A 16,657-nucleotide genomic window follows, 5' to 3' on the forward strand; every position below is an offset into this window, starting at 1 on the left:
CCACTGGACGTGAGACCACGGCATAAGTGGCATCGGAGATCGACCAGCAAAGGGTTCCCCTGCCGCACCACTTGGAGGGCGTACCGTGCACCGCCGGCACAACGGGCTCAGGACCGCAGTCCTCCTCGGGGGACTGTCCGCAGTCATCATCGTCATCGGCAGTTTCTTCGGCCGGATGGGGCTCGTCATCGCGGTTCTGATTGCGCTGGCCACGAACGCGTACGCGTACTGGAACAGCGACAAGTTGGCGCTGCGCGCGATGCGCGCCCGCCCGGTCAGCGAGTTCGAGGCCCCGGCCCTGTACCGCATGGTCCGCGAGCTCTCCACTCAGGCACGCCAGCCCATGCCCCGCCTCTACATCTCCCCGACAGAGGCGCCGAACGCGTTCGCGACGGGCCGCAACCCGCGCAACGCGGCCGTGTGCTGCACCGAGGGAATCCTACGCCTCCTCGACGAGCGCGAGCTGCGTGGCGTCATCGGCCACGAGCTCAGCCACGTCTACAACCGGGACATCCTGATCTCGTCGGTCGCCGGCGCCCTAGCCTCGGTGATCATGTTCCTGGTCAACTTCGCCTGGCTGATCCCGATCGGCCGCTCCGATGACGACGACGGCCCCGGCATCCTCGGCATCCTGCTGATCATGATCCTCGGCCCGCTCGCCGCCACGCTCATCCAACTGGCCATCAGCCGCTCCAGGGAGTACGAGGCCGACGCGTCCGGCGCCCAGCTCACCGGCGACCCGCTCGCCCTCGCCAGCGCCCTGCACAAGCTCGAACTCGGCACCAAACAGCTCCCGCTGCCCCCCGAGCCCCGCATCGAGACGGCCAGCCACATGATGATCGCGAACCCCTTCCGCCCAGGTCAGGGGTTCTCCAAGATGTTCTCCACCCACCCGCCCATGGCGGACCGAATCGCCCGACTCCAAAAGATGGCAGGTCCCCGATGAAGACCATCCTGAACGTCATCTGGCTCGTCCTGAGCGGCTTCTGGCTGTTTATCGCCTACCTGGCCGCGGGCCTGCTGCTGTGCATCACCATCATCGGTATCCCGTTCGGCATCGCGGCCTTCCGCATCGGCGTCTACGCGCTGTGGCCCTTCGGGTACACGACGATCGAACGCCGCGACGCCGGAGCCCCCTCGTGCGTCGGCAACGTCCTGTGGCTGGTCCTCGCGGGTTGGTGGCTGGCCCTCGGCCACATCGCCACCGGCCTCGTGCTGTGCATCACGATCATCGGCATCCCGTTCGGCATCGCCAACTTCAAGCTGATCCCGGTGTCGCTGTTCCCGCTGGGCCGCGAAATCGTGCCGTCGGACCAGCCGTTCGCTCAGGGCTGGTAGCGGGTCGCAGCGGGGAGCGGAGAGCCGGGGGGCGAACCGAGCCAGCGGGCGAACTGCGCCGGGGGGGGGGCGAACCGCCGAGCGACAGCCGCGGGTTTTTCCACAACCTCTGAGTTATCCACAGGCCCGCTTGATTGTCAGTGGCAGCTTGCATCATGAACGCATGACCGAGAACGAGCAGTTGCTGACGAGGGTGGCGGACAAGGCCCGCAACACCCGACCGTGGGGCTGGACTTTGCTCCCTGAGCCCTTGGACGCGGCCACCGTGGCCCGCGCCGAGGCCGCCCTCGGCTTCCGCCTGCCCCCGCTGCTCGCCGACCTCTACCTGCGTATAGGAGACGGCGGATTCGGTCCGGAGTACGGCCTGTTGCCCCTGCTCGACAGCTCTCCGGCCGGCGAACCCGCCGCCGTCACTCAATACCGCGCCAACCGCGAGAGCGGCCGCAAGGACCCCGACTGGCCATGGCCCGAGGGCGTCCTGCCGATATCCCACTGGGGCTGCGCGATGTACGCGTGCGTGGACTGCCGCAGCCCAAAGGCCACCGTCCTCCTCTTCGAACCGAACGCCGACGACGCCGACCGGGCCTGGTACGTGGACGCCCCGAGCCTCACGGCCTGGCTGCGCGCCTGGGTCGACGGCACGGGCTGGTACGAGGAGATGAACGAGGAGCTGGAGCTGGCCCCTTGGACCGATTTCCGCATACGTACGGCTACGGCCGGCGCGTCCTGAGGAGACGTGGATCGTCGGTCACCTGGTGGATCGGCGGCGGAACGAGGCATTGGCCACCATCCCCGAGTCGCTCGCGCCCGTACACATACGTGCCGCCCGAGGCCGGATACAGGGCGGCCAGTCGCGCCGACGACGTGGCGTTGCAGTAGGCGACCACGGCCGCGACCGCGAGCCCGAGCAGCAGTCCGGACCTGGCCGCGCTTGCCGCCGTGGGCGCGAGGGCGGCGAAGATCCCGGCTCCGACCATCGAGCCGAGTCCGATGACCACGGCGTCGCCGACACCGGGGGTGTGCCGCAGCCCGGGGGACAGGGAGCCGGACCGTGACGCGGCCCGAACCCTACTGATCGCTGCAACCGAGGGGCGCCACCGTGACGTCCTGCTCATCAACGAGCACGAACAAGGGCGCCCGAAATCACAGTGCCCGGAAAGTGCAGGCACAGCGCGGAAGGGCAGGTTCACGGCATGACGATCATCAGCTGGATCATTCTGGGGCTGTTGGCCGGAGCCATCGCCAAGGTTCTGCTGCCGGGCCGTGACCCGGGTGGCTTCATCGGCACGACGCTCATCGGTGTCGCGGGCGCATTCATCGGTGGCTGGATCTCAGCCCGCTGGCTGGACCACCCGATCAGCAAGGACTTCTACGACGGCGCGACCTGGGCCTCCGCGATCGGCGGCTCCCTGGTGCTCTTGGTCGCCTACCGCATCCTGTTTGGCCACTCTCGCAACTGAGCGAGGCGAGCACACCCCGGACCGCGGCCAGCAGGCGAGAAGGGTGGGCACCTCAGGTGCCCACCCTTCCTCGTACGGCGTCGAAGTCCTAGCCGTAGCCGGTGCCGAAGCCGAGCCGATGTCGGCATCGGATCAGTTGCTCACCGGTAGTTCACGAACTGCAGCGCGAAGTCGAAGTCCTTGCCCTTCAGGAGGGCGATCACGGCCTGCAGGTCGTCTCGGCTCTTGGAGCTGACCCGCAGCTCGTCGCCCTGGACCTGGGCCTTCACACCCTTCGGGCCTTCATCGCGAATGATCTTTGCCACCTTCTTCGCGTTCTCCTGGGAGATGCCCTCCTCGATCGACGCGAAGATCTTGTACTCCTTGCCCGAGAGCTGGGGCTCGCCCGCGTCCAAGGCCTTCAGCGAGATCCCGCGCTTGATCAGCTTGGACTGGAAGACGTCGAGGACAGCCTTCACCCGGTCCTCTGAGTTCGCCTCCATCAGGATCTTTTCACCGGACCACGAGATCGAGGCACCGACGCCCTTGAAGTCGTAGCGCTGCGAGATCTCCTTGGCGGCCTGGTTGAGGGCGTTGTCGACCTCCTGCCGCTCGACCTTCGAGACGATGTCGAAACTGGAGTCGGCCATGTCCTGTGGCTCCTTGTATCGAGGTGCGTATGGAGTGCGTATCGGCGGGCGTGGGGGTGGCCGCCGAGCCCGGGGCAACCCGGGACCGCATCCGGACCAGCCTAGCCACCCCGTCTCCCCCGGGAGGCGATCAATCGGGTGGCGAAGCACCCCTCCGCATCGGGTATTGTTTACGTCGTTGCCAGCGAGCACCGCCGAAAAGCGGTTCGAAAGGCAGCAACCCCGGCGGTGTGCCCGAGCGGCCAAAGGGAGCAGACTGTAAATCTGCCGGCTCAGCCTTCCCAGGTTCGAATCCTGGCGCCGCCACACTGGGGAAGACCCCCTCCGAACTGCGGGAACGCAGATCGGAGGGGGTCTCTTCGTATAGGGCAAGCCTCTTCGAAGTAAGAGTGCAATGCCTGGATGGTCCGGCTTGTCTCAGGTGATGTCCGGGTCTGATCAGCGTGTGTCCCCAGGCTTCCCCCAGAGGAAGCCCTGCGCTGTCCGACCTAGCGCAGGCCAGCCTCGCTTTGACGGTTGGCACGCTCCGAGCTTGCGCCGCCATACCCCTCGCGTAGACGCGGAGTGGCACGGCCGCGGAGTGTCCGGCTCGGCGCGCGACCTTCATGGATCCATAGCGGAGAAGAGCGCGGTCATCAGCTCCTAACAGCGGCCGTCGGCTTGGGCTTTGACGGTGTAGTTCCTGGAAGCGTCTGCGTGCCGACGAGCTAGCGTGCCTGGTAGGAAGCAATCGGAAGGCGCCCGCCCCGGGGTCGGGAACCGGTGCGGATGCGTAGCCTGGTGGGCCGACGGCGGGCCGCCGCGCTCGCGGCGAGCGCGGCGATGCTCAGCTCACGGATCCGGCCGAACCGGCACCAACATCTTCAGCTTCGGGGCAGAAGGGTTCCGAGCGGGCCGAGGTCGAGATTGAGGTCCTCTGGACGCACTCCGTGTTGCTCGCAGAGTTCAGTCATCCGCTGGTCGAGCAGCATCAGGGTGGTCCCGATCTCGTCAACCTGTTCATCGCTGAGGTCGCCCTGCTCGATCCGGCGAATCGCCTGGCGCTCCATCAGCTGCCTGAGGAGTTCGACCACGGTGAGCACCAGGGCGACGAGGTCGCGTCCCATCTGGTCGGACTCCAGGTCGAATCGGGAGCTGGTCATAGGGGGCCGCCGTCCGCCCATGGAGCGGGGACCCGTTCGTTGACGGACGAGAGCAGGGCATGAAGAGACAGGCGTACCAGCGGAACGTCAGCGATGGCGATGACCAGGTCGCCACTGATCACTACGCCGGTTGCCAGGACGCGGTCCAACAGGTCGACGAGCGGTACGCCGATGGGGCCATTGAGCTGCCCGGGGTTGTCCCAGGGCACGACTTCGTGCGTCACGGTCTACACCTCGCCGACGAATGAATAGGGCACCCACGGCCCTGACAGCTCGATGTGCGCCCCGGTGCGTTCCCGCAGCGTCCGTGTCAGGAGGGCGAGCTCCTCGGCGCGGTGTTCTGCCACGAGATACGTCGCGTTGAGGACCTGGACCCGTCGATCTTCGGAGGGCTGGAGTTGCGGCCGCAGTCTGCGGGACGCGGTGGCGAGGCTACGGACCTGGGCATCCACCGTTTCCGCGGTCCGCAGGGCCTCGTTCTGGCTCCGCTCGCGGCGCTCCTGCGCTCCTCGCTTGCTGTTCAGGTAGGCGAGGCCGGCGCCGGGCGCCGGGCGGGATCGGTCAAGCGGCGTGACCCGCCGGATCGGCGTCTGGTTTGCGGCGTCGGGTGGGCTCGGCGGCGCGTAGACCTTGACGCCCCATTCGGCATGGTGCGCGATGCGCTTGAGCGCAGCGTGGAACCGCTCCGCCTCTTTCGCCAGCGCGTCTCGTGCCCTCTCGACACCGTGGTAGACAGTGGCCATCGGCAGGGGAACAGTCGGGCAGCAGGCCGCGACCGCAGTGACGACGTCGTGGTGGGCCCGTGCGTATCGTTCCAGTTCCCGTTGGTCGGACAGGCGCACCTGCCAGGCTTCATCCGTGAAGTCGCCGGCTCGGACGGTCTGGACGATCGCTGTCAGTGTCCCCAGTGACAGCGTGCCCACAGGCGCCTCGTCGGTTACTCCCGACAGCCCGGCGACGGCCGCCAGGTTCGGGTTCCAGCAGACAGCGAACACGTAGGTGGCGTTGTCGTCCGAATGCTCAGGGTCGCGCTCTGTCATGTACCTAGGTTCTCCTTGGTGCATTGCTGGCTTCGGGCGTTGCGGAGCGCTGAGGCTATTTGTCCGATGTCTCGGCCTCGAGCGCTTTCAGCCGCTCGCGCAATTCCTGGTTCTCTTCCTGCAAGGCATTGTGAGAAGCACGTGAGCTGAGTGCCGGATCGTTTTCCCACCAGTCGATCCCGGCCTTCCTCGCGGTATCCACGGATGCCACGAACAGGCGAAGTCGAATGGTGAGCAGTTCAATGTCAAGGAGATCGATCTTGATGTCGCCTGCGATCACGATTCCTTTGTCCAGAACGCGTTCGAGAATGTCGGCGAGATTGGTGGTCTGAGGGCCTGAGGCGAGGTAGGGATCCTGCCGGAAGTCGACGTCAGACACGGCGTCGCCTCCGTCCTCGCCTCTTCCTGGAAGCATCTGCTTCCTCGTCCTCCGCCTGGTCCTCTTCCTCGTCCTCGTCCTCCGCCTGGTCCCCGTATGAGTCTTCGGCTTCGCCCTCTGCCGCCTCTTCGTCCTCGCCCTCGTCGCCCTCCGGTTCCTCCTGTTCGGCCTCTTCCTCTTCCACGGCGTCCTCGTGCGTTACGACGACTTCTCCGTCACGGATTTCACCGCGCCAGCCTTCGGGCTCTTCTTCAGTGAGGGTGACGTACCGCTGGAAGTTCTTGAAGTCCAGTCGCATGCGGCGCCCTTGCGCTCGCCAGAGGTTGCCCGTCTTCTCGAAGAACCCGGACGGGTAGTACTCCACGACCAGGACGATTCGAGTCAGGGTGGGTGTCAGTTCATGGAAGCTGACTGCGCCGCGGGTGGTGCCCTTGGCTCCTTCGGAGGTCCAGACGATGCGGTCGTCGGGAATCTGTTCCTGAACACTCGCTTTGAAGCTGCGTGATGAAGGGCCGACTTTGACCTTCCAGTCGCTCTCGACATCATCACCCTTCGAAACGCTCTGAACGCCTTTCGTGAAGCTGCTGAATTTGTCGTACTGCGTCCAGTGATCGTAGGCGTTCCGCAGAGGCACCCCCACATCGAGAACCTCGATGATGTTCATGACCTTGCCGCCGCCGGACTTGCGTTTCCCTTTCCCTCCGCCGAAGGCTCCCTTGGCCTTTTCTACGACACTGTCCTTGACACCCTTGGCCTTCTCTGAAACGAATGCTTTCAGTGGTGAGTCGCCTTGGAGGATGCGGGAGCCGATCGCGGGAAGCGAGCCACCGCTCTGGGCTGCATCAGTGAGCTTCGTGGTGACGTCGGTCAGTTTGTCGCCGGCCTTCTCGGCAAGATTTTCCACCTGCGCGGACAGGAACTTGGACAGCTCTTCGCGAAGCTGGTCAGCGCCCGACTTTGCCTCTGCCGGGTGGTCTTCTTCCGTCTTGGTCATTCCTGACTACCTCCGACGATCGGCGCGCTTGGATGCTGCTCGCTTCGATGACGTCGTCTTCCCGGCCGCGGTCTTCTTGGCGGGAGTGGTCTTCTTTGCCGTGGTCTCCTTGGTGCGGGCGGTCTTCTTCGCCGTGGTCTTCTTGGCGGGAGTGGTCTTCTTCGCCGCGGCCTTCTTGGCAGGAGTAGTCTTCTTCGCCGGTGCAGTCTTGCGCGCCGCGGTCTTCTTCGCCGCCCCAGGTTTCTCTTCGCGCGCGGGAGCAGTCTTCTTGCGTGCCGCTGGTGCTGATGCCTTACGGGACCGGTCCGATTTCGGACTACGGCGCCGCTGCGGCCTCGCTTCCGCCTCTTCTCCCTCCTCTTCCTCTTCCTCTTCCTCTTCCTCCTCCTCGTACTCCGCATCCTCCTCTTCCGGCGCATACTCCTCGTCGCCGTCCTCCCGTTCGTCCGTCTTCTCTCCGAGCAGGGCCGTACGCTCCCTGATGGCGCCGGCGAGCGTGCTCATGCCCCGGTCGGCGGCGGCAGTCATTGCCTTGCGGCCCGCGTCGAGGAATTCCCCTCTCAATTGCTCCTGCAGTTCGGCGACCTGCGGAATCTCTCCCAGCCTGCGCATCCCTTCGGCGGCGAGCTGTCGAGGTTCGAGGCCGAATCGCCGGCCCGCCAGATAGGTCGCAATGGAGAGAGCCATCCGGCCCTTCTTGGTGCGGCCCAGGACATAGCCGCCCACCACTGCAGCCGCGATAGCCACCTTGTCCTTGGCATCCACGAGTGCATCACCTCCGATCGTTCGACGCGGAACAGGACTGTGCGGCATGCAGCCGGTCGAGCAGCCGTTCCTCTTCTCGTTCGAATTCCTCCAGGCTGATGCTTCCGTCCTCAAGGTCCTGGTTCAGCAGAGCCAGCTGGGCACGGAGTACTCCTGGGTCGTGCAACTCGCGTTCGGCGGCGTCTTGGAGCTTCTCCGTCACCCAGACAACGCCACGGACCGGCGCAATGGGGAGGGTGAGAAGTCCGGTGATCAGTCCCATCTCAGACTCCGGCGGTCAGGACGGGAGCGCCTTCGCGGGATACGAAGCTGTAACAGGGAAGTGGACCCGAAAGGCGCAGCTCAACACGGTCGCGGTTTGTGCTGGCGAATTGCTCTGCGGCCCTTCGGAAGGCATCACTGTCGCTGCGATTGACGAGGAACGACGTGTTGAGCACGCATCCCTGGACTTCAGGCCCCGAGGTCACCGCACGGGCCTTGGGGGTGAGCTCGCTCAGAATGCGCCGACCGGCTTCGGCGGCCCTGGTCTGCAGAGCTGCCGCGACAGCCTCGCCCAGCCGGAGGCTGGCTTCGTAGCCGGGCCGTCGACGCAATTCGTCCCGCAGCCGGCGGACCTTTTTGTCCTGCGCGACAAGGCTTGCCAGTGCGTCCTGTGCCGGGAGTGCCTTGATATTGACCTCGACCGCGCCCGAGAGATGTTCGAGTGCTGCCATGTGGTCCGCCTCATGTGCCGCCAGCTGGCCGCGCACCGTCTCCTCGTCAGGCGCGACCATGCCGAACCGCATGGGCAGTACCGAGCCCTGTTCCGAAAGGCGCAGCAACAGATCCTGGTGAGCAAGCAGGTCGCGGCGTCTGGCGCGGAGATTCGGGGGAGCCTCACTGACGACAGCGGCGACGCGCCCCTGCCGGACCGGCCGGAGCTGGGCAGCCGGGCTGCCCACACCGCGTGCGTCTGCCGGCAGCGGCATTCCCGCCCGGATCACCGCGTAGACGTAGACACCATTGGCTGTCACGACTCACCCCTCCGCGGTTCGGCGACGACTCGTACTGCCCCGGGCCGGAGCACGCCGCTTCCTCGGCTGTTCCTGCTGCTCCTCCTCGTCCTCATCAGGCTCGTCGGAGTCGTCGTCGCGGCCCCCGATTACCTTGCGAACGGTGTCTCCCATGCTCGCCGCGGCCTTGTGGACCTTGCGTTTGCCGATGGATCTGGCAGCACTGCCGCCCAGCAGTTCGGGAACGGTGGTACTGCCGGAGTCCCGCTCGAGGTCGAGCCGGTTGCACGCTTCTGCGAATCGCAGGTAGGTGTCCACGCTTGCCACAACGATGCGCGCGTCTATCTTGAGGATCTCGATGCCGACCAGGGAGACCCGGACGAACACATCGATCACCATGCCTCGATCGAGGATGAGTTCGAGCGTGTCGTACAACGTGCCGGCCCGCGGTGGGCACGCCACTACCTCGTCGGAGTAGGTGGTCGCCGGCATGTGGGGTCCTTCCGGTTGTCGGGCAAACCTGAGTCACTGGTCATGCGTCGGCGGACCCCCGCTGATACCGGCGGACCCTCCGGTATTCCGTGAGTTCGCCGTCCTGATCGAGCCGAACCTCGTAAGACGCGAGGAGGCTGGTGGTGTCCGGAATTCGGGGCAGCTCAAGGACATCCACGACGACACACCACCCGTCGTCCTCACGCCCCACTGCTGATACGCCCTCCATGGGATGGCCGGTCAGCCGTTCCAGGCTCTGGCAGGCAGCACGCGCGGCATGATCTGCTCCCCGCACGGTTGGTGTGCGGCGAGCAGTGGACGTCGATGTTTTTTTGGCGCGCGGCCGATGCTCTTCTGCCATGAAATCGAGTCTGGTAAATATCCGGCACTGCGCACTTTGAGTGGAGCATTCGGGCGCACGCGCCGGGCTGCTGTCGACACGGTCGACTTCTCGACGACGGAGCGGCATCCGGCTCCAGGTCGGCGTGCAACGAGCTTGCAGCCGGCGGGTCATGAAGAGCTAAAGCCCTGGCCGCCGTCGGCGGCTTGATCTGCCTGAGGTACGCCGGTCGATCATGCGGAAAATCTGCCGACTCAGCCTTCCCAGGTTCGAATCCTGGCGCCGCGACACTGGGGAAACCCATCCGATCTGCGGAAACGTAGAGCGGAGGGGTTTCGCGTTCCTGAGTCACGGCCGGGGCACACTGACCCCATGGTCACGCCACGCAGAAGCTGCCCCGAGTGCCGTCGTGAGATCGCCGTCGTCGCCGGCCGTTTCGCGCGGCATGATCCGCCCGGCGCGCGGCAGAACGGGGAGCTCGTGTCGTGCCCCGGATCACGGCGACCGACGCAACTCGGGGCCGCGCAGCCCGCATTGGACGGGTATGCCGTGCCCGACTTCCCCGGGCAGCTTCCGCTGTTCTGAATACTCCGCCGATGGCCACCCAGGATCCCATCGCCGGCCCCATCACGCGCTGCTCCGAGCCTCGCATGGCCCCATCGCACCGGCCCCGAGCGTCATTCCGCCGGCGGATGCCGAGGCCTGCCCGCGTATCCGTACTACCGCCTCGCGGCCGTGCAGCCGGGCTCCGTCCAGGACGTGCCGGGTGCACGACGGGAGCCCGCTTCGGCCCCCTCCGGGCCCATCTTCAGTTCCCTGCCACCGACTTCACCGCCACCGACACCGGTGCCGAACCGCTGATGAGTTCGAGCGTCAGGCCGGCCGTGGCCGGGGTGTCGAGCAACTCCGCGAGTACGGCGGCCACGTCGTCGCGCGGGATCGGGCCGCGGCCGGTGTGGGCCTCCAGGCGGACCAGGCCGGTTCCGGCGTCGTTCGTCAGGGCGCCGGGGCGCAGGATCGTCCAGTCCAGGGCGTCCAGACCGCGGACGTACTCGTCGGCCGCGCCCTTGGCGCGCAGGTAGACGTCGAAGATCTCGTCCCCCTCGTGCGCGGGGTCCGCGCCCATGGACGACACGACCACGAAGCGCCGTACGCCCGCCTGGACCGCCGCGTCCGCGAACAGGACCGCCGCGCCCTTGTCCACCGTGTCCTTGCGGCTCGTCCCGCTGCCCGGCCCCGCGCCGGCGGCGAACACCGCCGCGTCCGCGCCTCGCAGGTGTGCCGCGACCTCCTCGACCGAGGCCGACTCCAGGTCCAGCACGACGGGTTCGGCGCCGGCCTCCCGCAGATCGTCGCTCTGTTCGGCCTTGCGGATGATCCCCGCGACCTCGTTCCCGCGCGCGGCGAGCAGTCGCTCAAGCCGCAGCGCGATCTGACCATGACCACCAGCGATGACAATGCGCATGTCTTCGACCGTACGCCCGGACAGGCGCGTTCGCCGCACGACTTCAGCCACGCCTCACGTCATCACGGACACACGGCTCACGTCCCCACGCCGGGCGCACGCCTCACGCGCGGGCGCCGGTGCACCAGCCACCCGTGCACCCCCGGGCGTGCACCCACGCACCCTCACGACACCTCGCCCCGCCCCTGCCGCGGCAACCCCAACTCCGCGGCCACGGCCGAGTTGCAGTACTCCCGCACCGCGCTCGTCCGCGCCACCACGCGCCCCCGGTGCACCACGATGCGGCTGTACGCCAGCGACAACGCCCCCGCCAGCCGGCCCCCGCGCACCGCCAGCAACTCGGCCGGGAAGCCCGCCTCCACCCGCACCTCGGGCAGACCCAGCACCGAACGCGCCGACGCACTCACGGCGTCGTACGCGTCCTCGGGGCGCAGCCCGTGACGTGAGGACAGCAGGTAGGCGGCCTCGAGTGGGTCCCCGCGTCCCACCGGGTTCGACAGGTCCCTCAGGGCGCCGCTCCCCGCGGCGACGCGTACGCCGGCGGCGCGCAGCAGTCGTACGGGCGCCGTGCTCCGCCGTTCGGCGCCCCCGCAGCCGCCCTGCGGCAGGCACACCACCGTCACCCCGGCCGCCGCGAGCTGGTCCGCGGTGCGGGAAGCCACCTGGGCGGGCAGGCGCCCCAGGCCGCCGCACGGGCCGAGGGTCACGCCGGGGCGCAGTCCTCCGGCCATCGCGGCGAGCCGTGCCAGGCGTGCCGGGTCGGTGGCGTCGGTGTGCAGATCGACGGGGCAGCCGTGCTCGGAGGCGACCTCGAGGACCGCCTCCACGTAGCCCGTCGGATCCGGGTCCAGGTCGGGGCAGCCGCCGACCACGGACGCGCCCATCTTCAGCGCGTCCCGCAGCATCGCCAGCCCCTCGGCGCCGGCCACTCCGGTCAGCAGCCGCGGCATCGCCACCGTCGTCAACTCGGTGAGCCCGCGCAGGGAACGCCGTGCTTGCAGGACCGCCTCCAGCGCGCCCAGCCCTGGAACGTCGCCCACGCGCACGTGTGCCCGCAGCGCGGTCGCCCCGTGCCCGAGTTGGAGCAGGGCGGCCTCGGTGGCCCGGCGCTGGACGTCCTGGGGCTCGTACGAGACGGGTCCGCCCTCGTCGGCCGAGAGTGCGGTGTCGCCGTGGGCATGCGCTTCGGCCGGAGCCGGCAGAAGCAGATAGCCGCCGAGGTCCACACGCGCGCCGCAGGCCTGCGTGCCGTCCCCCGCCAGGCTCCCGGCCGTGCCGACCGCCTCGATGCGCCCGCCGCCCAGCCGTACGTCCACGGTCCGGCCGTCGGTGAGCCGCGCCCCGCACAGCAGCAGAGCACCCGGGTCGGCCGGTCCGGACGAGCCCGACGAGGACGACGAGTGCGGCGGCTGGGGATGACTGTCGGGCATCGCGCTCCAGAGGCTCGGGCTGCGCATCGGGCCGCGGGCACGGTGCCGGGGGCTGCGCCCGGGCCCGCAAGATCACGCAGAGTGAGTCGAGCCTAGGGTGGCGATACGGCCCGGGCGCGCAGGAGCGCAATAGTCGTACCGGTGTGGTCGGCCGAACGGAGCCGTCCCACGCGGTGCCGCAGTGGCCCGCGAGACGCCTGCTTGGTGCTCCGTTCGGCCCCCGGCAGGTGCCGCGAAACGGATTTGGGTGAACGGCCGCTGAGCGTGTAATGTCTTCATCGCTCGCCCCAATAGCTCAGTCGGCAGAGCGTCTCCATGGTAAGGAGAAGGTCAACGGTTCGATTCCGTTTTGGGGCTCTGGTGTGTGAGGTTCCCGTCGCAAGGCGGGGCCCGATCGCATCACAGCGGTGTAGCTCAGTCGGTAGAGCAAGCGGCTCATAATCGCTGTGTCACCGGTTCAAGTCCGGTCACCGCTACTGACAGTAGCCGATTGCGGGGTCGGTCCTTCGATCGGCTACTCTTCTATGCGTTAAACCGTCCCATCCGTTCGTCAAGGAGCACTCACGTGGCTGCCACCGACGTCCGCCCGAAGATCACGCTGGCCTGCGTGGAGTGCAAGGAGCGGAACTACATCACCAAGAAGAACCGGCGTAACAACCCGGACCGTCTTGAGATGAAGAAGCACTGCCCGCGTTGCAATGCGCACACCGCGCACCGCGAGACGCGATAAATCAGGCTCGTACGCGAGGCCGTCCCCGATCGTGGGGGCGGCCTCGCGTCGTTTCCGCCCCGGTTACCGGTCGGTTCGACCGATCCCGGTGAACCAGCAGGTCAACGGCAGCAGACAGCAGGAGGTACCGAGCCATGGCGCTCGACCAGTCCTTCGTGGGGCGGAGTTACCCGCCCACCGAGCCCTACGAGGTGGGCCGGGAGAAGATCCGTGAGTTCGCGGAGGCGGTGGGGGACGCCAACCCGGCGTACACGGACCCGGAGGCCGCCGAGGCGCTCGGCCACCCCGATGTGATCGCCCCGCCGACCTTCGTGTTCTCCATCACCTTCAAGGCCGCGGGACAGGTCCTCAAGGACCCGCAGCTGGGCCTGGACTACAGCCGCGTCGTGCACGGCGACCAGAAGTTCTCCTACGCGCGCCCGGTGCGCGCCGGTGACCGGCTGGCCGTCACGTCGACCATCGAGGCAATCAAGTCCATGGCGGGCAACGAGATCCTGGACATCCGCGGCGAGGTCCACGACGAGGCCGGGGAGCACGTCGTGACCGCCTGGACCAAACTCGTGGCTCGTGGCGCGGACGCCGAAGAAGGGGAGGGCTGAGACCCATGACGGCGAAGATCGCGTACGGCGATGTCGAGGTCGGCACCGAACTGCCGCCCCAGAGCTTCCCCGTGACCCGCGCCACGCTCGTCCAGTACGCGGGCGCCTCGGGTGACTTCAACCCGATCCACTGGAACGAGAAGTTCGCCAAGGAGGTCGGGCTGCCGGACGTCATCGCGCACGGCATGTTCACGATGGCCGAGGCGATCCGCGTCGTGACCGACTGGACCGGCGACCCCGCCGCGGTCGTCGAGTACGGCGTCCGCTTCACCAAGCCCGTCGTCGTGCCGAACGACGACCAGGGCGCCACGATCGAGGTCAGCGGCAAGGTCGCGGTCAAGCTCGACGACAACAAGGTCCGCGTGGACCTGACCGTGAAGAGCGCCGAGCAGAAGGTGCTCGGGATGTCCCGGGCGGTCGTACAGCTGGCGTGAACGGCACGCGTGTGCCGTGATGTAAGGGGCGTCCTCCCTGGTGGGCGCCCCTTACGCATTCTCCGGTCATCACCGTTGCCTAGTTAGTGATTGAGTACTAACTTAGGTGCATGGCCAGGATGAGCGCAGAAGAGAGGCGTGAGAGTGTCGTCCGCGCGGCGATGACCGAGTTCGCCCGCGGTGGCTACTACGGCACGTCGACCGAGGCGATCGCCAAGCGGGTCGGCGTCTCGCAGCCGTATCTCTTTCGGCTCTTCCCGGGCAAGAAGGCGATCTTCCTCGCGGCGGCCGAGCGCTGTGTGGAGGACACCATCCGGATGTTTTCGGAGGCCTCCGACGGGCTGGAGGGCGAAGAGGCTCAGCGCGCCATGGGTGCCGCGTACCGCAAGGTCGTCTCCGACCAGCCCGAGCGGCTGATGATGCAGATGCAGATGTACCTCGCCGTAGCGGCAGCCGAGCAGGGGGGCGACCACGAGTTCGGCGAGGCGGTACGCGCCGGCTGGATGCGGCTGTGGGACACCGTCCATCTGCCGCTGGGGGCGGACGCTCACGAGACGACGACCTTCATGGCGTACGGGATGCTCATCAACTGCCTCGTCACCATGGGCTTCCCTCCCGACCACCGGGTCTGGGCGGGGATGGAACTGCCGAAGCGGGCCGGGGGGCAGCGCACGTAGAAGAAGGGTGAGGTGGCTCACCTGGATTTTTCACGATGTCAAAAGTTAGTGACCGATAACTACCCGAGCAGGCTTACGCAGGAACCGGAACGCGTCACCTCTGGGGGAGCGATGTCACACCAAACCGAGCAGAACACGCGGACCGCGCGCCGTGGCGGGGCCGCCTGGGCCCTGGTCATCACCAGCGTCGCCGGGTTCATGGCGGCGCTCGACAACCTCGTCGTCACGACCGCACTGCCCTCCATCCGCGAGGACCTGGGCGGAGGGCTGCACGACCTGGAGTGGACGGTGAGTGCCTACACCCTCACCTTTGCCGTCCTTCTGATGTTCGGCGCGGCGCTCGGGGACCGCTTCGGCCGTCGCCGGCTCTTCCTCGTCGGCATCTCGATCTTCACCGCCGCGTCCGCAGCCGCGGCCCTCGCACCCGGCATCGACTCCCTGATCGCCGCCCGCGCGGTGCAGGGCGCCGGCGCGGCGATCATGATGCCGCTGACGCTGACCCTGCTGACGGCGGCCGTGCCCGCGGCCAAGCGGGGGATGGCGTACGGCATCTGGGGCGCCGTCAACGGGCTCGCGATCGCGTCCGGGCCGCTGATCGGCGGCAGCCTCACCGAGCACATCTCCTGGCAGTGGATCTTCTGGCTGAACGTTCCGCTGGGCATCGCCCTGCTGCCGCTCGCCCGTCTGCGTCTCGCCGAGTCGTACGGCGTCGGCGCCCGGCTCGACATCCCCGGCACCTTGCTCGCCAGCGGTGGTCTCTTCGGGATCGTGTACGGCCTGGTGCGCGGCCCCGCCGACGGCTGGACCGGACGCCTGGTTCTGACCGGCCTGTTCGCCGGAGGCGCGCTGCTGGTCGGGTTCGTCCTCTACAGCACGCGCGCCAAGAGCCCGATGCTGCCGATGCGGCTGTTCCGCTCCCGGGCGTTCTCCGGGATCAACGCCGCGAGCATGCTGATGTTCCTCGGCATGTTCGGGTCGATCTTCCTGCTCAGCCAGTACATGCAGATCGTGCTCGGCTACTCGCCGACGGAGGCGGGGCTGCGGATGCTGCCGTGGACCGGCATGCCGATGCTCGTCGCGCCGATCGCCGGCATCCTCGCCGACCGCATCGGTGGCCGACCTGTCGTGGCCACCGGACTGTTCCTCCAGGCCGCCGGCCTCGCCTACATGGCGTCCGTGGTCACCGTCGACGTCTCCTACGCCGCCCAACTGCCCGGCCTGATCATCAGCGGCGTCGGCATGGCCCTGTTCTTCGCACCGGCCGCCCACCTGGTCATGTCCAGCGTCCGCGTCTCGGAGCAGGGCATCGCGTCCGGCGCGAACAACGCCCTGCGCGAGGTCGGAGGGGCGCTCGGCATCGCGGTCATGGCGTCGATCTTCTCCGCGCAGGGTGGGTACGAGACGGGGCAGACCTTCGTCGACGGGCTGCGGCCCGCGCTGGTCACTGGTGCGGGGGTGGTGGCTCTCGCGGGGGTGGCTGCGGTGCTGATCCCGGGGCGGGGGCGGAGTCGGGGCGACGGGGGTGTGCGGGTGGCGGAGCAGGCGCCGACGCTGGAGACGGTCGCCGGCTGACCGCGCCTGAACGCGGCGGGGGCGTGGCCGGCAGTAGTTCTCGCCCCCGCCGCCCCTGTCCTTCCCGTCCTTGAAGGGGCTGCGCCCCTTCGACCCCGGCCAGGGGGCTGCCGCCCCCCAGACCCCCGCTTCGGCGGCCTCGTCCTCGAACGCCGGACGGGCTGAGATGCCTGGAGCGG

At 67.8% G+C, this 16,657-nt stretch carries 23 protein-coding genes, 3 tRNA genes and 1 pseudogene; 13 read left to right on the plus strand and 14 right to left on the minus strand.

All coding sequences use genetic code 11. The annotated features are described in order from the left end of the window. The first annotated feature begins 85 nt into the window (after window positions 1-85). From htpX to AB5J55_RS25080, 3 genes are all read left to right on the plus strand, one after another. Window positions 86-946, plus strand: coding sequence for a zinc metalloprotease HtpX (htpX, locus tag AB5J55_RS25070; protein ID WP_328424705.1), 861 nt, complete (start codon window positions 86-88; stop codon window positions 944-946). After that, window positions 943-1,338, plus strand: a complete 396-nt coding sequence (locus AB5J55_RS25075) for a YccF domain-containing protein (RefSeq protein WP_369272815.1) — start codon at window positions 943-945, stop codon at window positions 1,336-1,338. The genes htpX and AB5J55_RS25075 overlap by 4 nt, the downstream gene beginning before the upstream one ends. 163 nt (window positions 1,339-1,501) lie before the next feature. Continuing rightward, window positions 1,502-2,068, plus strand: coding sequence for an SMI1/KNR4 family protein (locus AB5J55_RS25080; RefSeq protein WP_369272816.1), 567 nt, complete (start codon window positions 1,502-1,504; stop codon window positions 2,066-2,068). A gap of 58 nt (window positions 2,069-2,126) precedes the next feature. Here the strand turns inward: AB5J55_RS25080 and AB5J55_RS25085 are convergent. Further along, window positions 2,127-2,453, minus strand: a pseudogene (locus AB5J55_RS25085) (hypothetical protein); the annotation flags it as partial. A gap of 78 nt (window positions 2,454-2,531) precedes the next feature. On the opposite strand from AB5J55_RS25085, the gene AB5J55_RS25090 reads away from it, so the two are divergent. Continuing rightward, window positions 2,532-2,798, plus strand: a complete 267-nt coding sequence (locus tag AB5J55_RS25090) for a GlsB/YeaQ/YmgE family stress response membrane protein (RefSeq protein WP_369272817.1) — start codon at window positions 2,532-2,534, stop codon at window positions 2,796-2,798. Between the two features lie 140 nt (window positions 2,799-2,938). Here AB5J55_RS25090 and AB5J55_RS25095 read toward each other — a convergent pair whose 3' ends face one another. Then, complete coding sequence (locus tag AB5J55_RS25095) at window positions 2,939-3,427, minus strand: YajQ family cyclic di-GMP-binding protein (RefSeq protein ID WP_030174428.1); 489 nt, start codon at window positions 3,425-3,427, stop codon at window positions 2,939-2,941. A gap of 224 nt (window positions 3,428-3,651) precedes the next feature. Here AB5J55_RS25095 and AB5J55_RS25100 point away from each other — a divergent pair. After that, window positions 3,652-3,733: transfer RNA gene (locus AB5J55_RS25100), tRNA-Tyr, on the plus strand. Window positions 3,734-4,290: 557 nt separating this feature from the next. Here the strand turns inward: AB5J55_RS25100 and AB5J55_RS25105 are convergent. From AB5J55_RS25105 to AB5J55_RS25150, 10 genes are read right to left on the minus strand one after another with little or no spacing between them, the layout of a single operon-like run. Beyond that, window positions 4,291-4,569: a gas vesicle protein K gene (locus tag AB5J55_RS25105; RefSeq protein ID WP_369272818.1), complete on the minus strand. Its 279-nt coding sequence runs from the start codon at window positions 4,567-4,569 to the stop codon at window positions 4,291-4,293. Continuing rightward, window positions 4,566-4,793 (minus strand): gas vesicle protein, encoded by a 228-nt coding sequence (locus tag AB5J55_RS25110; protein WP_369272819.1) that lies wholly within the window; start codon window positions 4,791-4,793, stop codon window positions 4,566-4,568. The genes AB5J55_RS25105 and AB5J55_RS25110 overlap by 4 nt, the downstream gene beginning before the upstream one ends. 3 nt (window positions 4,794-4,796) lie before the next feature. Continuing rightward, entirely contained in the window at window positions 4,797-5,609 is an 813-nt protein-coding gene (locus tag AB5J55_RS25115; RefSeq protein ID WP_369272820.1) for a GvpL/GvpF family gas vesicle protein, read from the minus strand. A 55-nt stretch (window positions 5,610-5,664) separates the two neighbouring features. Beyond that, window positions 5,665-5,988, minus strand: a complete 324-nt coding sequence (gene gvpJ, locus AB5J55_RS25120) for a gas vesicle protein GvpJ (RefSeq protein ID WP_369272821.1) — start codon at window positions 5,986-5,988, stop codon at window positions 5,665-5,667. Further along, on the minus strand, window positions 5,981-6,982 hold the full coding sequence (locus tag AB5J55_RS25125) for an SRPBCC family protein (RefSeq protein WP_369272822.1): 1,002 nt from the start codon (window positions 6,980-6,982) through the stop codon (window positions 5,981-5,983). Before AB5J55_RS25125 ends, gvpJ (AB5J55_RS25120) begins: the two co-directional genes overlap by 8 nt. Window positions 6,983-6,988: 6 nt before the next feature. Continuing rightward, window positions 6,989-7,747, minus strand: coding sequence for a histone protein (locus tag AB5J55_RS25130; RefSeq protein ID WP_369272823.1), 759 nt, complete (start codon window positions 7,745-7,747; stop codon window positions 6,989-6,991). Between the two features lie 7 nt (window positions 7,748-7,754). After that, window positions 7,755-8,009, minus strand: a complete 255-nt coding sequence (locus AB5J55_RS25135; RefSeq protein ID WP_369272824.1) for a gas vesicle protein GvpG — start codon at window positions 8,007-8,009, stop codon at window positions 7,755-7,757. Window position 8,010: 1 nt separating this feature from the next. Continuing rightward, window positions 8,011-8,760 (minus strand): GvpL/GvpF family gas vesicle protein, encoded by a 750-nt coding sequence (locus tag AB5J55_RS25140; protein ID WP_369272825.1) that lies wholly within the window; start codon window positions 8,758-8,760, stop codon window positions 8,011-8,013. Between the two features lie 3 nt (window positions 8,761-8,763). Continuing rightward, window positions 8,764-9,231 (minus strand): gas vesicle protein GvpJ, encoded by a 468-nt coding sequence (gvpJ, locus tag AB5J55_RS25145; protein ID WP_369272826.1) that lies wholly within the window; start codon window positions 9,229-9,231, stop codon window positions 8,764-8,766. A 40-nt stretch (window positions 9,232-9,271) separates the two neighbouring features. Then, window positions 9,272-9,592 (minus strand): gas vesicle protein, encoded by a 321-nt coding sequence (locus tag AB5J55_RS25150; RefSeq protein ID WP_369272827.1) that lies wholly within the window; start codon window positions 9,590-9,592, stop codon window positions 9,272-9,274. Between the two features lie 351 nt (window positions 9,593-9,943). Here AB5J55_RS25150 and AB5J55_RS25155 point away from each other — a divergent pair, with 351 nt between their 5' ends. Continuing rightward, on the plus strand, window positions 9,944-10,156 hold the full coding sequence (locus AB5J55_RS25155) for a hypothetical protein (RefSeq protein WP_369272828.1): 213 nt from the start codon (window positions 9,944-9,946) through the stop codon (window positions 10,154-10,156). Window positions 10,157-10,379: 223 nt separating this feature from the next. Here AB5J55_RS25155 and AB5J55_RS25160 read toward each other — a convergent pair whose 3' ends face one another. Both AB5J55_RS25160 and AB5J55_RS25165 read right to left on the minus strand, forming a co-directional pair. Continuing rightward, window positions 10,380-11,036, minus strand: a complete 657-nt coding sequence (locus tag AB5J55_RS25160; protein ID WP_369272829.1) for an SDR family oxidoreductase — start codon at window positions 11,034-11,036, stop codon at window positions 10,380-10,382. A 164-nt stretch (window positions 11,037-11,200) separates the two neighbouring features. Beyond that, window positions 11,201-12,466: an amidohydrolase family protein gene (locus tag AB5J55_RS25165; RefSeq protein ID WP_369272830.1), complete on the minus strand. Its 1,266-nt coding sequence runs from the start codon at window positions 12,464-12,466 to the stop codon at window positions 11,201-11,203. Window positions 12,467-12,750: 284 nt separating this feature from the next. On the opposite strand from AB5J55_RS25165, the gene AB5J55_RS25170 reads away from it, so the two are divergent. The 7 genes from AB5J55_RS25170 to AB5J55_RS25200 all read left to right on the plus strand — a co-directional run bounded on the left by AB5J55_RS25170 (window position 12,751) and on the right by AB5J55_RS25200 (window position 16,478). After that, window positions 12,751-12,823 (plus strand) — tRNA-Thr (locus AB5J55_RS25170). Between the two features lie 46 nt (window positions 12,824-12,869). Further along, window positions 12,870-12,942: transfer RNA gene (locus tag AB5J55_RS25175), tRNA-Met, on the plus strand. An 89-nt stretch (window positions 12,943-13,031) separates the two neighbouring features. Then, window positions 13,032-13,196, plus strand: a complete 165-nt coding sequence (gene rpmG / locus AB5J55_RS25180; RefSeq protein ID WP_003948671.1) for a 50S ribosomal protein L33 — start codon at window positions 13,032-13,034, stop codon at window positions 13,194-13,196. Between the two features lie 134 nt (window positions 13,197-13,330). Beyond that, window positions 13,331-13,795, plus strand: coding sequence for a MaoC family dehydratase N-terminal domain-containing protein (locus tag AB5J55_RS25185; RefSeq protein ID WP_369272831.1), 465 nt, complete (start codon window positions 13,331-13,333; stop codon window positions 13,793-13,795). Between the two features lie 5 nt (window positions 13,796-13,800). After that, on the plus strand, window positions 13,801-14,229 hold the full coding sequence (locus AB5J55_RS25190) for a MaoC family dehydratase (RefSeq protein WP_369272832.1): 429 nt from the start codon (window positions 13,801-13,803) through the stop codon (window positions 14,227-14,229). A 110-nt stretch (window positions 14,230-14,339) separates the two neighbouring features. Next, window positions 14,340-14,906 (plus strand): TetR/AcrR family transcriptional regulator, encoded by a 567-nt coding sequence (locus AB5J55_RS25195; RefSeq protein ID WP_369272833.1) that lies wholly within the window; start codon window positions 14,340-14,342, stop codon window positions 14,904-14,906. Window positions 14,907-15,017: 111 nt separating this feature from the next. Beyond that, on the plus strand, window positions 15,018-16,478 hold the full coding sequence (locus tag AB5J55_RS25200) for an MFS transporter (RefSeq protein WP_369272834.1): 1,461 nt from the start codon (window positions 15,018-15,020) through the stop codon (window positions 16,476-16,478). The last annotated feature ends 179 nt before the right edge of the window (window positions 16,479-16,657 follow it).

The organism is Streptomyces sp. R11, assembly GCF_041051905.1.
Lineage (GTDB): Bacteria > Actinomycetota > Actinomycetes > Streptomycetales > Streptomycetaceae > Streptomyces.